The organism is Klebsiella terrigena, from assembly GCF_006539725.1.
In the GTDB taxonomy this organism is placed as follows: Bacteria; Pseudomonadota; Gammaproteobacteria; order Enterobacterales; family Enterobacteriaceae; genus Klebsiella; species Klebsiella terrigena.
Genome location: NZ_BJNO01000032.1, coordinates 1 through 13,259, shown reverse-complemented (window position 1 = coordinate 13,259; position 13,259 = coordinate 1). Strand labels below are relative to the sequence as shown.

Genomic DNA, 13,259 nt, shown 5'->3' with positions numbered 1-13,259 from the left:
CCTCTGGGCTTCGCAGGGACTGTTCGCCTACGTTTCGTTTATTAACAATGCGAAGTGGAAGTTATTAAAATGCCAAAAATTAAGACCGTACGCGGTGCTGCTAAGCGCTTCAAAAAAACCGGTAAAGGTGGTTTTAAGCACAAGCACGCTAACCTGCGTCACATTCTGACCAAAAAAGCTACCAAGCGTAAACGTCACCTGCGTCCGAAAGCCATGGTTTCCAAAGGCGATCTGGGCCTGGTAATCGCGTGCCTGCCGTACGCATAAGTCGTTAACCCTTTTAACTTTTTAATTAGAATAGATACAGGAGAGCACATATGGCTCGCGTAAAACGTGGTGTAGTTGCCCGTGCACGTCACAAGAAAATTTTGAAACAAGCTAAAGGCTACTACGGTGCGCGTTCTCGCGTATACCGCGTTGCCTTCCAGGCTGTTATCAAAGCAGGTCAGTACGCTTATCGTGACCGTCGTCAGAAAAAGCGTCAGTTCCGTCAACTGTGGATTGCGCGTATCAACGCAGCAGCACGTCAGAACGGTATTTCTTACAGCAAATTCATCAACGGCCTGAAAAAAGCCTCTGTTGAAATCGACCGTAAGATCCTGGCTGACATCGCAGTATTCGACAAATTAGCGTTCACCGCTCTGGTCGAAAAAGCGAAAGCAGCTCTGGCATAAGCCAGTTGAAAGAGGGAGCTTGTCTCCCTCTTTTTGTTTCAACTCTATCAATACATTGACTTTTATTGCTGTAAGCTTTTCAATACAGGTCTTACGTTTCGTGCCAGACAAGGTAATGCAAGCATGAATGCTGCTATTTTCCGCTTCTTTTTTTACTTTAGCACCTGAACTCAGGAGGCTAGCGCGTGAGAAAAGAAACGAAAAACAGCGCCAGAAAGCCTCCCACCGTGGAGGCTTTTTTCGTATATGAACTGGCTCGTTCTATTTCAAGCTGCAGGTGCGTGGCTTAATGCGCGTCATCCCGCCGGAATCTTCGTGCTGGATAACGGCTTGACCCGCTGCCTGCGACTCGAAATAGTCAGAGCAAAATAATGACCATAACCGGTGTCTGCACCGACATAATGAGGAAAACCATGTCACATCTCGCAGAGCTGGTTGCCAGTGCGAAGGCAGCCATTAATGAGGCATCAGATGTTGCCGCGCTGGACAACGTCCGCGTGGAATACCTGGGAAAGAAAGGGCATCTGACTCTTCAGATGACGACCCTGCGTGAGCTGCCGCCAGAAGAGCGCCCGGCTGCAGGCGCGGTGATCAACGAAGCCAAAGAGCAGGTCCAGCAGGCGCTCAACGCGCGTAAAGCCGATCTGGAAGGCGCCGCGCTGAATGCGCGTCTGGCCGCTGAGACCATTGATGTCTCGCTGCCGGGGCGTCGGGTCGAAAACGGCGGCCTGCATCCGGTTACCCGCACTATTGACCGCATCGAAAACTTCTTCGGCGAGCTCGGCTTTACGGTGGCAACCGGTCCGGAGATCGAAGATGACTACCATAACTTCGATGCGCTGAATATCCCGGGCCACCACCCGGCGCGCGCTGACCACGATACCTTCTGGTTTGATGCCACTCGCCTGCTGCGTACCCAGACTTCCGGCGTACAGATCCGTACCATGGAACATCAGCAGCCGCCGATTCGTATTATCGCCCCTGGCCGCGTTTATCGTAACGATTACGATCAGACCCATACCCCGATGTTCCATCAGATGGAAGGACTGATTGTTGATAAGAATATTAACTTCACCAACCTGAAAGGGACGCTGCACGACTTCCTGCGTAACTTCTTTGAAGAAGATCTGCAAATTCGTTTCCGTCCGTCCTACTTCCCGTTTACCGAACCCTCTGCTGAAGTTGACGTCATGGGTAAAAACGGCAAGTGGCTGGAAGTGCTCGGCTGCGGCATGGTGCACCCGAACGTTCTGCGCAATGTCGGCATCGACCCGGAAGTCTATTCCGGCTTCGCCTTTGGTATGGGCATGGAGCGTCTGACCATGCTGCGCTATGGCGTAACCGACCTACGCGCGTTCTTCGAAAACGATCTGCGTTTCCTCAAACAGTTTAAATAAGGGCAGGACAGAACAATGAAATTCAGTGAACTGTGGTTACGCGAATGGGTTAATCCGGCGATCGACAGCGAAGCCCTGGCGAATCAGATTACGATGGCCGGCCTCGAAGTTGACGGCGTTGAGCCGGTTGCCGGCAGCTTCAACGGCGTCGTCGTCGGTGAAGTCGTGGAGTGCGGCCAGCACCCGAACGCTGACAAGCTGCGGGTGACCAAAATTAACGTCGGCGGCGAACGCCTGCTGGATATCGTGTGCGGCGCGCCGAACTGCCGCCAGGGTCTGAAGGTTGCGGTTGCTACTATCGGCGCCGTACTGCCGGGCGACTTCAAAATTAAAGCGGCAAAACTACGCGGCGAGCCTTCCGAAGGGATGTTGTGTTCGTTTTCCGAGCTGGGCGTTTCCGACGATCACAGCGGAATTATCGAACTTCCGGCAGATGCGCCGATTGGTACCGATATCCGTGAATATCTGAAGTTTGACGACAACACCATCGAAATCAGCGTGACGCCGAACCGTGCCGACTGTTTAGGTATCATCGGCGTCGCTCGCGACGTGGCGGTACTGAATAAAGAGCCGCTGAACGCGCCGGAAATCACGCCGGTTGCGGCGACGATTGCCGATACGCTGCCGATCACCGTTGAGGCGCCGGACGCGTGCCCGCGCTACCTGGGACGCGTTGTTAAAGGCATCAACGTTAAAGCGCCCACTCCGCTGTGGATGAAAGAGAAGCTGCGCCGCTGCGGCATCCGCTCTATCGACGCGGTGGTGGATGTCACCAACTACGTTCTCCTCGAGCTCGGCCAGCCGATGCACGCCTTTGACCGCGATCGCATCGAAGGCGGCATCGTGGTGCGGATGGCGAAAGAGGGCGAAACGCTGGTGCTGCTGGATGGTTCCGAAGCCAGGCTCGACGCTGACACTCTGGTTATCGCAGACCACCAGAAGGCGCTGGCGATGGGCGGTATCTTTGGCGGCGAGCACTCCGGCGTGAACGACGAAACGCAGAACGTGCTGCTGGAGTGCGCATTCTTCAGCCCGCTGTCTATCACCGGTCGCGCGCGCCGTCACGGCCTGCACACCGATGCCTCCCACCGCTATGAGCGTGGGGTCGACCCGGCGCTGCAGCACAAGGCCCTGGAGCGTGCAACCCGCCTGCTGATCGATATCTGCGGCGGCGAAGCCGGCCCGGTGATCGACGTGACCAACGACGCGACCCTGCCGAAGGCGGCAACCATTATCCTGCGCCGTAGCAAGCTGGATCGCCTGATTGGCCATCACATTGATGATGCTCAGGTCAGCGATATTCTTAGCCGCCTGGGTTGTGAAGTGACCGCGGGCGAAGGCCAGTGGCAGGCCGTCGCGCCGAGCTGGCGTTTTGATATTGCGATCGAAGAAGATCTGGTTGAAGAAGTTGCCCGCGTATACGGCTATAACAACATTCCTGACGAACCGGTCCAGGCTGGCCTGATTATGGGCACCCATCGTGAGGCGAACCTGTCGCTTAAGCGCGTGAAAACCCTGCTCATCGACAAAGGCTATCAGGAAGTTATTACCTATAGCTTCGTTGACCCGAAAGTACAGCAGCTGATTCACCCGGGTGAAGAGGCGCTGATCCTGCCAAGCCCAATCTCCAGCGAAATGTCGGCGATGCGCCTGTCGCTGCTGACCGGCCTGCTGGGCACCGTGGTGTATAACCAGAATCGTCAGCAGAGCCGCGTGCGCATCTTTGAGAGCGGTTTACGCTTTGTTCCTGATACCGAGGCTCCGCTGGGGATCCGTCAGGACGTGATGCTGGCCGGCGTAATTTGCGGCAATCGCGTTGATGAGCACTGGAACCTGGCAAAAGAGTCCGTCGATTTCTATGATTTAAAAGGCGATCTGGAGTCCGTTCTCGACCTGACCGGTAAATTATCCGCCATCGAATTCCGCGCAGAAGCGAACGCCGCGCTGCATCCGGGACAGTCGGCAGCGATTTATCTGAAAGGTGAACGCATTGGTTTCATTGGGGTTGTTCATCCTGAGCTGGAACGTAAACTGGATCTGAACGGTCGCACTTTGGCGTTTGAGCTGGAGTGGAACAAGCTTGCAGACCGCGTGGTTCCTCAGGCGCGCGAGATTTCTCGTTTCCCGGCTAACCGTCGCGACATCGCGGTCGTCGTCGCTGAAAACGTACCCGCAGCTGATGTTTTGACCGAGTGTAAGAAAGTTGGCGTAAATCAGGTAGTTGGCGTAAACTTATTTGACGTGTACCGCGGTAAAGGCGTTGCAGAAGGCAGTAAGAGCCTTGCAATCAGCCTAATCCTTCAGGATACCAGCCGTACACTCGAAGAAGAGGAGATTGCCGCTACCGTCGCCAAATGTGTAGAGGCATTAAAAGAGCGATTCCAGGCCTCATTGAGGGATTGAACCTATGGCGCTTACAAAAGCTGAAATGTCAGAATATCTGTTTGATAAGCTTGGGCTTAGCAAGCGGGATGCCAAAGAACTGGTAGAGTTGTTTTTCGAAGAGGTTCGTCGTGCTTTGGAAAACGGAGAACAGGTAAAACTCTCCGGGTTCGGCAACTTCGATTTGCGTGATAAAAACCAGCGCCCGGGTCGTAACCCGAAAACGGGAGAAGATATTCCGATTACAGCCCGGCGCGTGGTGACCTTCAGACCCGGCCAGAAACTTAAAAGCCGCGTCGAAAACGCTTCGCCCAGAGACAAATAATCTGAACTAACTAAAAAGGCCGCTGATGCGGCCTTTTTTCTTTTCATTTTCAGGATCAGGCTTTTACGGCATTGACCATCACTTCGACGAGAATATCCGGGCGCGCCATCTCTGCCTGGACGGCCGCGCGCGCCGGGCTGTGGCCTTCCGGCAGCCAGGCAACCCAGGCTTCGTTAAAACCGGCAAAATCGCGGGCCATATTTTTCAGCCACACCTGCGCGGAAAGAATGTGGCCGTTGTCGCTACCGGCTGCCGCCAGCAGGGCGTCGATTTTCTCTAAGACTTCCCGCGTCTGCTGCATAATATCCTCCTCGCTGCTTTTCGGCGTTTGCCCCGATAAAAAGATCAGGTTGCCATATTCGACGCTGGCGGAAAGACGCGGCTGCGGATTGTTACGGATAATGTTCATGCTGATTTTTTCCATGTCAGGCCATCTAAAGCGATGGCGGGGTTTTCGCTATCGAGCAGGGCACCGAGCACCGCCGCGCTGCCGGCGGCGAGGGTGAAACCCAGGCTGCCCTGGCCGAGGTTCATCCACAGGTTTTGGTAGCCGGCGCGTCCCAGCAGCGGAGGGCCGGCTGGCGTAGAAGGGCGCATACCGCTCCAGGCCTGCGCATCCTCAATGCCCTGGAGCTCGGGGAAGCTGCCGGCAACAATTTTTTTCAACGCCGCAATACGCTCAGGACGCAGTCCGTCGCCGTCGTAGCCGATATCAACCATCGCGGCGATACGCAGCTGCTCTCCGAGGCGGGCATAGACAATTTTGTGCCCATAGTCGGTGACGCTGATATCCGGCGCGATCCCGGCCTGGGCCGGATAGGGCAGCGTCAGGCTGTAGCCTTTCAGGCCGCAAAGCGGCACGTGAATTCCGGTGCCAGCCAGTAACGGGCTGCTGCCATTGCCGGCGGCAACCACAAAATCATCGCCGACAATCGTTCCCCGGCTGGTTTCCGCCGAGTGAATACGACCGCCTTTTTTATTTAGATGGCGAACGTCACAGTCGCCAGTGAGGGTAAAGCCGGCGCTGGCGTTGAGTTTCTCCAGCAGCGCCAGGCAAAACTGATGGCAGTCAGCGGTTTCGTCGCCGGGCGAATAAATACCGCCGCAGAGCGAGGCGCGGATATGCTTGAGCGCGGGTTCAAGTTCAATACATTCGGCTCCGCTCAGGGAGCGCTGATATTGCGGATTGATCCCTGTTTCCGCTTTATTCAGATCGTACTCCCGGCGATGGACGACTAATTTCCCGCAGCGTCGCCAGTGAAAGTCGCTCAGATTATCCTCATTCAACCACGCCTGCATAACCTGACGGCTGAGCAGCGACAGGCGAAGAATATGATCGCCGTTAACCTTATTGGTCCGGCTGTTGCAAGCGCGCAGGAACTGCAGCAGCCAGCGCCACTGGTCTGGAGACATCCGCAGGCGCATATTGAGCGGCGAGTCGCTCCTGCCCATCCACTTTATTCCCTGTAGCGGCACGCCGCGGTCGGCCAGCGGCGCGACGTAGCGGTAGCTAAGCTGGCCGCCGTTAGCAAAGCTCGTCGCTAGGCCAGGGGTCGCATTGCGCTCCAGCAGCTGGACCTCGTGGCCGCGCTTAATGAATACGTAGGCCGTCGCCAGCCCGATAACGCCGCCACCGATAATAACAATGCGCTTTTTCATAACCTGAGATATCCACCGCTGATAAATGCAATGGCGTTATGTCAAAGCATTTACCCCTGCGGCGCAATTGACTTTTTATTTTCAGGGTATAACCCCAGGTTAATTTCCTGCAGCTGTTTACGCAGCTGCCGGCAGATAAAATCGACAAATTTATGCGCAATCGGACTCAGGGAAACATCCGCCCGACGCAGCAAGCAGAGAGGGATCGTCATCGGCGGCGAAATAGGGTGGATCATCGTCGGGGTCAGGTTATGACGCGCGGAAAAAATATCGGTAATGCTGCAGCCCATGCCGCGTTTAACAAATTCAGTTGCCATGTAATAGGTCTGAACGTTGAGGCGAGTCGTCGAGAAGTCGCGACGGGTAGCAATGGCGGCCGACAGCGAGTGGGGGCCGGGAGAGATCCAGCGCTGCTGGTCTATCTCATCAATCACCACCACGCCCTGGCGGTAGTCACGGTCGATGTAGACCAGCGGCACTTCGGCAATGGTGGTGGTGATGATTTCGCCCTGCTGAACCGGCTGGAGCGTCAGCGCCAGATCGATCTCGCGCAGATCCAGTTTCTTGACCAATGTCTCAGTATGTTCCGTGGTCAGGGTCATCACCAGATTCGCGTTTTGCTGATAGAAGTCGGTCACCATTTCCGGCACCAGGCTCAGCCCGAGGCTGGGTAAACAGCCGAGACTAATTTTCGCCCGCGGGTCGCGCGCCAGGTTGTCGGCAAGCAGGCGCAGATTATCCAGATCCTGGTAGATATTCTGCGCCTTCTCGAACAGCGTCAGCGCTTCGCTGCTCGGCAGCAGCTTGCCGCGAACGCGCTGAAAGAGTTTAAAACCCAGCTTCATTTCGGCGTTTTTGAGCGCCTTACTGGCCGCCGGTTGAGAGATATTCAGCGACTCCGCTGCTCGTGAAAGGGTGCCGCAGGTCATCACGGCGTGGAAGATTTCCAGGTGACGCAGTTTCATCAGGGGTTAACTCAGGGTTATAGGGGCCAGATAAAAATTCATTTTCTAATAACAATAAATTAACATAAATTCAATTCACAATCAGCGTTCTGTTTACTTATTGCGCTTTTTGCCCCGCCGGCAGGCGGATAATCCGATTCTCAGAACAATACCTGTTGTCCCTACGCAAACCCTCAGGCCTTGGCGCCAACAATTATAACGAGGGGGATATTTTCTGAGCTGGCCCAAATGCGCTGACCTGAAATAGCGGTTGGTTTTATTGGCATCAAGGAGTTGTATGAGTGACTCAACGCTCTCCGGTAATCCTGTTACCCGAAGAACTATTACCAGAAAAAATATCGTTATTGGTCTGCTGTCAGGGCTATTTTTACTGATCGCCTTTTGGTGTCATGGCCGCCCCAGCGCAGAGCTGGGACTTCTCAGCTTTACCCCGCTGGTAGCATTAGCCGTGCTGTCGCTTATTGGCGTGGATATCGTGCTGGCGGTTATTTCATCAATTATTATTGCGATGATCATGACCTCTACCGGGTTGCCGGAAATGGGCACGATGCTGGCGAAATCGACAGGCTCTTTTATTGCCACCGTCGGGCTCATCATTATGCTCGGCGCCGGGGTGGGGGAAGTGGCTACCCGCACCGGCGCGGCGGTAGAGCTGGTGAAATTCGTGGTTCATCGCATCGGGCTGTCCAGCCAGACGCGGGTGAAATTTGGTATTGTCGCCTCCTCGATTCTGATTTGCGGCGCCCTGGGCACCATGGCCGGCGGTAACGCCATTATCGTCGCGGTGATTATTCCCATCGCCGCAGCGGTGCGCCTGACGCCGCCCACGGTGGCCGCGCTGATGATGACCGCCGGTTCCATCGGGCTGTTTACCGGCCCCTTTACCCCGAGTACGGTGACTATTCTTAAGCTCGGAGGCCTGAGCTATCCGGACTATTTACTCTATGTCGGTCTGCCGATGAGCGCCGTCACGCTGCTGGCCGGCTGGGTCATGGCGGGGCGTATTCAGAAGATGACCGAGGGTAAGCTGCGCTATGAGGTTAACCTTGCTGAGCAGCCGCAGGATGAGGATAACCCGACTCTTGCCCGCCGCAGAAAGCTGAGCGCGCTGGCCTTTGCGGCAACGATTATCGTGATGGCGGTGGTGGGCGTGGTCATTAAGGCCGGCTTTAGCTTCGCTATTATCGTGATGCTGCTGGTGGCGCTGATTACCGGCCTGGTCGGGGGGCTGCGGCCAACGCAGATCCTGCAGGCGCTGTATCACGGCTGCGGTCGGCTGGTGTGGATGTTCCTGCTGTACTGGCTCTACAACCCGATTCTTGAACTGATGGACGGGCTGCACGCTTACCAGGGGCTGCTGGACTACACCCAGCCGCTGCTCGAGGGGATCTCTCCCGCCTGGCTGTGCTTTAGTATTTTTGCTTTCAATATTATTGGTCATGTCCCCGGCGCGGCGGTAGCGCAGATGACTTTTACCCATAAAATCTTCGGCCCGATGCTGATGGCGGCAGGCGTCCCGCCGCAGGGGACAACCGCCGTGCTGCTGGCATCATCGCAGGTTGACTGGTTCGGCCCCTTCCCGTCGTCGGATATGTTTGGACAGATGGGGCTGGCGCAGTCCACGCATTTGAAATATATGCTCTACAACGGCTGGGCCATCGTTCTGGCTAATATTGTTCTCTTCGCCGTTCTGTTCCAGGTCCTGGTGTAGCAGCTGCGCGAGCGGGCAGTGCGATTCTGCCCGCTCGCGTCCGCCGATATGCGCCATGCGCCGATGTTTTGCTTTTCTCCCCGCAATACCCACCGTAAAATCAAATACATCTCTTTCTTGCATCCCGGTATTTATGCAGACCTTTGCTCAAATTCAACAGCGCCGCAGCCGGCGCTGGCTCGTTGCTTTACTGCTGCTGCTGCTGGCGATGATGGCCGCCAGCCTCTGCGCGGGCGATCTCTGGATCCCGCCGCAAGAGTGGTTCAGCGCCAGGGGGCAGCTCTTCATCTGGCAAATTCGCCTGCCGCGCACCCTGGCGGTGCTGCTGGTGGGCGCCGCTTTAGCGCTCTCCGGAGCGATCATGCAGGCGTTGTTCGAAAACCCGCTGGCGGAGCCGGGGCTGCTGGGGGTCTCTAACGGCGCGGGGGTCGGGCTCATCGCCGCCGTGCTGCTGGGTAAAGGATTCCTTCCTGGCTGGGTGCTGGGGCTGTGCGCCATTGCCGGCGCGCTGGTTATCACCTTTATACTGCTGCGCTTTGCCCGTCGGCATCTGTCAACCAGCCGTCTGCTGTTGGCAGGCGTAGCGCTGGGCATTATCTGCAGCGCGCTGATGACCTGGGCCGTCTATTTTTCCACCTCGTTCGATTTACGTCAGCTGATGTACTGGATGATGGGCGGCTTTGGCGGCGTAGACTGGCAGCAGCTGTGGCTGATGCTGGCGCTTCTGCCGGTGCTGGCCTGGGTGGGGCTACAGTCGCAGCCGCTGAATATGCTGGCTTTGGGAGAGGTATCGGCGCGCCAGCTGGGCTTACCGCTGTGGCTGTGGCGTAAGCTGCTGGTGGTCGCCACCGGTTGGCTGGTGGGGGTGAGCGTGGCGCTGGCCGGAGCCATCGGTTTTATTGGCCTGGTGATCCCGCATATCCTGCGGCTATGCGGCTTAAGCGATCATCGCGTTCTGCTGCCGGCCTGCATGCTTGCCGGGGCCAGTGCGCTGTTAGGCGCCGATATCGTCGCCCGCCTGGCGCTGTCGGCGGCGGAACTACCGATCGGCGTGGTGACCGCGACGCTGGGCGCGCCGGTGTTTATCTGGCTGCTGCTGAAGTCCGTGCACGCGCAATAAGCGCCGAATCCAGGCGCATCGGCAGGGCGTCTATCGTCTGCCGATGCGCAGCAGATTAAGTGCTATTACCACCCTTTGATGGCATCACCTTTATAAACTTCCAGCGCTTTGTCGGCGACTTCTTTGGTCTGGAACGCCTCTTTCAGCTCCTGAACTTTTTTGCTGTCTTTATTATCTTCGCGAGACACGATAGCGTTTACGTACGGCGAGTCCTGGCCTTCCATAAACAGGCCATCCCGCGCGGCGGACAGGCCAACCTGCGCCGAGAAGTTGGTGTTAATAATCGACAGGCTAACGTCAGGATCGTCCAGGGTACGCGGCAGCTGCGGGCTGTCCACTTCGACAATTTTCAAATGCTTAGGATTGTCGATAATGTCCAGCGCCGTTGGCAGGTAGCCGACGCCATCTTTCAGCTTGATCAGGCCCTGCGCCTGCAGCAGCAGCAGGCTGCGCCCCAGCGTCGTGGTCTCGTTGGAAATAGACACCGTCGCTCCATCCGGCAGCTCGCTGATATTTTTTATCTTGCGAGAGTAGGCGGCGATAGGGAAAACAAAGGTTTTGCCGACGATGGCAAATTTGTAGCCACGCTCTTTCGACTGCGCTTCGAGATAGGGCAGCGTCTGGAAGGCGTTAGCGTCGACGTCTTTATTATTTAACGCTTCGTTAGGCAGGACGTAATCATTAAAGGAGATCACCTCGACGTCGAGGTTATATTTGTCCTTGGCAACCTGCTCAACGACTTTCCAGATAGCCTCATCCGGACCGGTATTGATCGCCACCTTGACCTTATTATTATCGTCAGGGGAGCAGGCCGATAACAGCACCACCGATGAGGCAATCAGCACCGAACTCAACAGCTTCTTCATCTATAAAACTCTCTTAAATTAATCATTAACGAAATGCTATTACATCCATTTAACACTGTACACTGAATTGCGCGACGTCCCTATTGAGAGGAATTCATGTTGCCGTATGAGCACGGTACGGTATGCCGGTCAGATGATTCAAAGTACAATGACCGCGCCTCAATCCGCTACAGTAGATAGGGATCACCTGAACCAGAAATCGCTTTTATTCACAGAGGGAAGGCTATGCAACACACTATTCTTGATACCGAAGTTACCACTATCGATGGCGAGAAAACGACGCTTAACACCTATGCGGGCAAAGCGCTGTTAATCGTTAACGTGGCCTCAAAATGCGGCCTGACGCCGCAGTATGAACAGCTGGAAGCGCTGCAGCAGGAGCTTGAGAGCGACGGCTTCACGGTGCTGGGTTTCCCCTGTAACCAGTTCCTTGGACAGGAGCCGGGCAGCGAGGAGGAGATCAAAACCTTCTGTAGCACCACCTATGGCGTGACCTTCCCGCTGTTCAGTAAAGTTGACGTTAACGGCGAACATCGTCATCCGCTCTACCAGAAGCTGGTTGAGGCCGCCCCGCAGGCCGTAGCGCCGGAAGGCAGCGGCTTTTACGAGCGAATGGCAAGCAAAGGCCGCGCGCCGCAGAACGATGGCGATATTTTATGGAATTTCGAAAAGTTCCTGCTGAGCGCCGATGGCCAGACAATCCAGCGCTTCTCGCCCGATATGACGCCGAACGATCCGCTGCTGCTGGCGGCGATTAAAGGAGCTTTAGCGAAATAATGCCGTTTTTGATGCAGCTACAGGACGTAGAAGAGCCGGGGCGGCTGGCAGCGTTTAGCGCCGAGGTTCGACCGGGAGAAATGATCCATATCGTCGGGCCAAACGGGGCCGGGAAGAGCACGCTGCTCATGCGCATGGCCGGCCTGACGACGGGACCCGGGCGCATCATCTTCAACGAACGACCGCTAAAGATGTGGCCGGCCTCCGAGCTGGCGCGACATCGCGCTTACCTCAACCAGCATCAGGCGCCGCCCTTCGCGATGCCGGTCTGGCACTACCTGTCGCTGCATCTGCAAAATAACGCGCGGAGCGATCTGCTCGGCGCGGTAGCCGAGAGGCTGGGGCTGAGCGATAAGCTTGGGCGCCAGGTCAATCAGATTTCGGGCGGCGAGTGGCAGCGCGTGCGGCTGGCGGCGGTCATTCTGCAAATCGACCCGCTGGCCAACCCCGCGGGACAGCTGCTGCTGCTCGATGAGCCGATGAACAGCCTCGACGTGGCGCAGCAGGCGGCGCTCGACGGCGTTCTCAGCGAACTGTGCGCGACGGGGATCGCGGTGGTCATGAGCAGTCACGATCTCAACCACACGCTACGGCATGCGCAGCGGGCGTGGCTTATCTGCCGGGGAAAAACGATAGCCTGTGGTTATACCTCAGAGGTATTGACCGAAGAGAATTTAACCGCCGCCTATGCGATTTCTTTCCAGCGGGTGGCGTTTGGCGGTCATTTTATGCTCATCGCGTCACAGTAGCGCGAAGCAAGCTTGCCAGTTCATTGATAAACCAGCTAAATTATCCTGACAATAAGATAAGGAACAGAGGAATCGTCTGAGATGCGTTTGTGGTTCATTCTTTTGACGGCACTATTTCTGGCAGGCTGCAGCAGCCACCGGGCGCCGCCGCCCAATCCCCGGCTTGCGGATTCTATTACCGTCATCGCTAATCTTAACGATCAGCTGCGGAACTGGCGGGGTGCGCCGTATCGCTACGGTGGGATGACGCCGCGCGGGGTGGACTGTTCCGGCTTTGTGGTGAGAACCTTCCGCGATAAGTTTTCCATGCAGCTGCCGCGTGAAACCCGCGAGCAGGCAGAGATCGGCACCCGCATTGATAAAAGCGAACTGCTGCCCGGGGATCTGGTGTTCTTCAAGACCGGCTCCGGCGAGAGCGGTTTGCACGTAGGGATCTACGATACCGATAACCAGTTTATCCATGCTTCGACCAGCAACGGCGTTACGCGCTCGTCGCTGAATAACGTGTACTGGAATAAAAAATTCTGGCAGGCGCGCAGAATATAGCGTCACGCGCGGTTTGCCGGGTTCACGTCGGTCGGCTGTGAGGTGTTCCGTTCACCGGACGCTTTGCAGAACATGCTGCCTTGATGCC

General features: G+C 56.3%; 15 protein-coding genes and 1 other annotated feature. Of the genes, 11 read left to right on the top strand and 4 right to left on the bottom strand.

Translation table 11 applies throughout. The features are described 5' to 3' along the window. Window positions 1-69: 69 nt before the first annotated feature. The 6 genes from rpmI to ihfA all read left to right on the top strand — a co-directional run bounded on the left by rpmI (window position 70) and on the right by ihfA (window position 4,778). Window positions 70-267 (top strand): 50S ribosomal protein L35, encoded by a 198-nt coding sequence (gene rpmI / locus RTE01_RS24165; RefSeq protein ID WP_001124225.1) that lies wholly within the window; start codon window positions 70-72, stop codon window positions 265-267. Between the two features lie 50 nt (window positions 268-317). After that, the gene (gene rplT, locus RTE01_RS24160; protein WP_004102963.1) at window positions 318-674 is read left to right on the top strand and encodes a 50S ribosomal protein L20; all 357 of its coding nucleotides are present in this window, start codon (window positions 318-320) and stop codon (window positions 672-674) included. Between the two features lie 118 nt (window positions 675-792). Continuing rightward, window positions 793-918: a sequence feature (Phe leader region), on the top strand. Next, window positions 798-842 carry a pheST operon leader peptide PheM gene (gene pheM, locus RTE01_RS26280; protein ID WP_001386830.1) on the top strand — a complete coding sequence of 15 codons (45 nt, stop codon included), beginning with the start codon at window positions 798-800 and terminating at the stop codon, window positions 840-842. It overlaps the preceding feature by 45 nt. A 169-nt stretch (window positions 919-1,087) precedes the next feature. Continuing rightward, window positions 1,088-2,071: a phenylalanine--tRNA ligase subunit alpha gene (gene pheS, locus RTE01_RS24145; RefSeq protein ID WP_041146054.1), complete on the top strand. Its 984-nt coding sequence runs from the start codon at window positions 1,088-1,090 to the stop codon at window positions 2,069-2,071. A 15-nt stretch (window positions 2,072-2,086) separates the two neighbouring features. After that, complete coding sequence (gene pheT, locus RTE01_RS24140; protein WP_041146053.1) at window positions 2,087-4,474, top strand: phenylalanine--tRNA ligase subunit beta; 2,388 nt, start codon at window positions 2,087-2,089, stop codon at window positions 4,472-4,474. A gap of 4 nt (window positions 4,475-4,478) precedes the next feature. Beyond that, window positions 4,479-4,778: an integration host factor subunit alpha gene (gene ihfA / locus RTE01_RS24135; protein WP_004102960.1), complete on the top strand. Its 300-nt coding sequence runs from the start codon at window positions 4,479-4,481 to the stop codon at window positions 4,776-4,778. A 55-nt stretch (window positions 4,779-4,833) separates the two neighbouring features. On the opposite strand, the gene RTE01_RS24130 is transcribed toward ihfA, so the two are convergent. Genes RTE01_RS24130 through RTE01_RS24120 form a run of 3 tightly spaced genes read right to left on the bottom strand, consistent with a single transcriptional unit; the run spans window position 4,834 to window position 7,402 of the window. Continuing rightward, complete coding sequence (locus tag RTE01_RS24130) at window positions 4,834-5,187, bottom strand: RidA family protein (protein ID WP_141335431.1); 354 nt, start codon at window positions 5,185-5,187, stop codon at window positions 4,834-4,836. After that, a complete protein-coding gene (locus tag RTE01_RS24125; RefSeq protein ID WP_255313556.1) occupies window positions 5,184-6,449 on the bottom strand; it encodes a D-amino acid dehydrogenase in 1,266 nt (421 codons plus the stop codon). The genes RTE01_RS24130 and RTE01_RS24125 overlap by 4 nt, the downstream gene beginning before the upstream one ends. Before the next feature lie 38 nt (window positions 6,450-6,487). Then, a complete protein-coding gene (locus RTE01_RS24120; protein WP_134526532.1) occupies window positions 6,488-7,402 on the bottom strand; it encodes a LysR family transcriptional regulator in 915 nt (304 codons plus the stop codon). A 277-nt stretch (window positions 7,403-7,679) separates the two neighbouring features. Between RTE01_RS24120 and RTE01_RS24115 the strand changes: the two genes are divergently transcribed. Both RTE01_RS24115 and btuC read left to right on the top strand, forming a co-directional pair. Then, a complete protein-coding gene (locus tag RTE01_RS24115; RefSeq protein WP_134526529.1) occupies window positions 7,680-9,113 on the top strand; it encodes a gluconate:proton symporter in 1,434 nt (477 codons plus the stop codon). A gap of 133 nt (window positions 9,114-9,246) precedes the next feature. After that, window positions 9,247-10,233 (top strand): vitamin B12 ABC transporter permease BtuC, encoded by a 987-nt coding sequence (btuC, locus tag RTE01_RS24110; protein ID WP_041146048.1) that lies wholly within the window; start codon window positions 9,247-9,249, stop codon window positions 10,231-10,233. A 65-nt stretch (window positions 10,234-10,298) separates the two neighbouring features. Here the strand turns inward: btuC and RTE01_RS24105 are convergent, their stop codons facing one another. Continuing rightward, window positions 10,299-11,099: a MetQ/NlpA family ABC transporter substrate-binding protein gene (locus RTE01_RS24105; protein WP_041146047.1), complete on the bottom strand. Its 801-nt coding sequence runs from the start codon at window positions 11,097-11,099 to the stop codon at window positions 10,299-10,301. Window positions 11,100-11,324: 225 nt separating this feature from the next. Between RTE01_RS24105 and RTE01_RS24100 the strand changes: the two genes are divergently transcribed. The 3 genes from RTE01_RS24100 (at window position 11,325) to RTE01_RS24090 (ending at window position 13,171) form a co-directional block, all read left to right on the top strand. Continuing rightward, complete coding sequence (locus tag RTE01_RS24100; RefSeq protein WP_134526527.1) at window positions 11,325-11,876, top strand: glutathione peroxidase; 552 nt, start codon at window positions 11,325-11,327, stop codon at window positions 11,874-11,876. After that, window positions 11,876-12,625, top strand: a complete 750-nt coding sequence (btuD, locus tag RTE01_RS24095) for a vitamin B12 ABC transporter ATP-binding protein BtuD (RefSeq protein ID WP_041146045.1) — start codon at window positions 11,876-11,878, stop codon at window positions 12,623-12,625. The genes RTE01_RS24100 and btuD overlap by 1 nt, the downstream gene beginning before the upstream one ends. Before the next feature lie 81 nt (window positions 12,626-12,706). Then, window positions 12,707-13,171, top strand: a complete 465-nt coding sequence (locus RTE01_RS24090; protein ID WP_041146044.1) for an NlpC/P60 family protein — start codon at window positions 12,707-12,709, stop codon at window positions 13,169-13,171. Window positions 13,172-13,259 lie beyond the last annotated feature (88 nt).

Coding starts and splice junctions, on each gene's coding strand:
- btuD (WP_041146045.1), top strand. CDS start 11,876: ATGCCGTTTTTGATGCAGCTACAGGACGTAGAAGAGCCGGGGCGGCTG.
- pheT (WP_041146053.1), top strand. CDS start 2,087: ATGAAATTCAGTGAACTGTGGTTACGCGAATGGGTTAATCCGGCGATC.
- ihfA (WP_004102960.1), top strand. CDS start 4,479: ATGGCGCTTACAAAAGCTGAAATGTCAGAATATCTGTTTGATAAGCTT.
- rpmI (WP_001124225.1), top strand. CDS start 70: ATGCCAAAAATTAAGACCGTACGCGGTGCTGCTAAGCGCTTCAAAAAA.
- RTE01_RS24100 (WP_134526527.1), top strand. CDS start 11,325: ATGCAACACACTATTCTTGATACCGAAGTTACCACTATCGATGGCGAG.
- RTE01_RS24115 (WP_134526529.1), top strand. CDS start 7,680: ATGAGTGACTCAACGCTCTCCGGTAATCCTGTTACCCGAAGAACTATT.
- rplT (WP_004102963.1), top strand. CDS start 318: ATGGCTCGCGTAAAACGTGGTGTAGTTGCCCGTGCACGTCACAAGAAA.
- pheS (WP_041146054.1), top strand. CDS start 1,088: ATGTCACATCTCGCAGAGCTGGTTGCCAGTGCGAAGGCAGCCATTAAT.
- RTE01_RS24090 (WP_041146044.1), top strand. CDS start 12,707: ATGCGTTTGTGGTTCATTCTTTTGACGGCACTATTTCTGGCAGGCTGC.
- RTE01_RS24130 (WP_141335431.1), bottom strand. CDS start 5,187: ATGAACATTATCCGTAACAATCCGCAGCCGCGTCTTTCCGCCAGCGTC.
- RTE01_RS24105 (WP_041146047.1), bottom strand. CDS start 11,099: ATGAAGAAGCTGTTGAGTTCGGTGCTGATTGCCTCATCGGTGGTGCTG.
- btuC (WP_041146048.1), top strand. CDS start 9,247: ATGCAGACCTTTGCTCAAATTCAACAGCGCCGCAGCCGGCGCTGGCTC.
- RTE01_RS24120 (WP_134526532.1), bottom strand. CDS start 7,402: ATGAAACTGCGTCACCTGGAAATCTTCCACGCCGTGATGACCTGCGGC.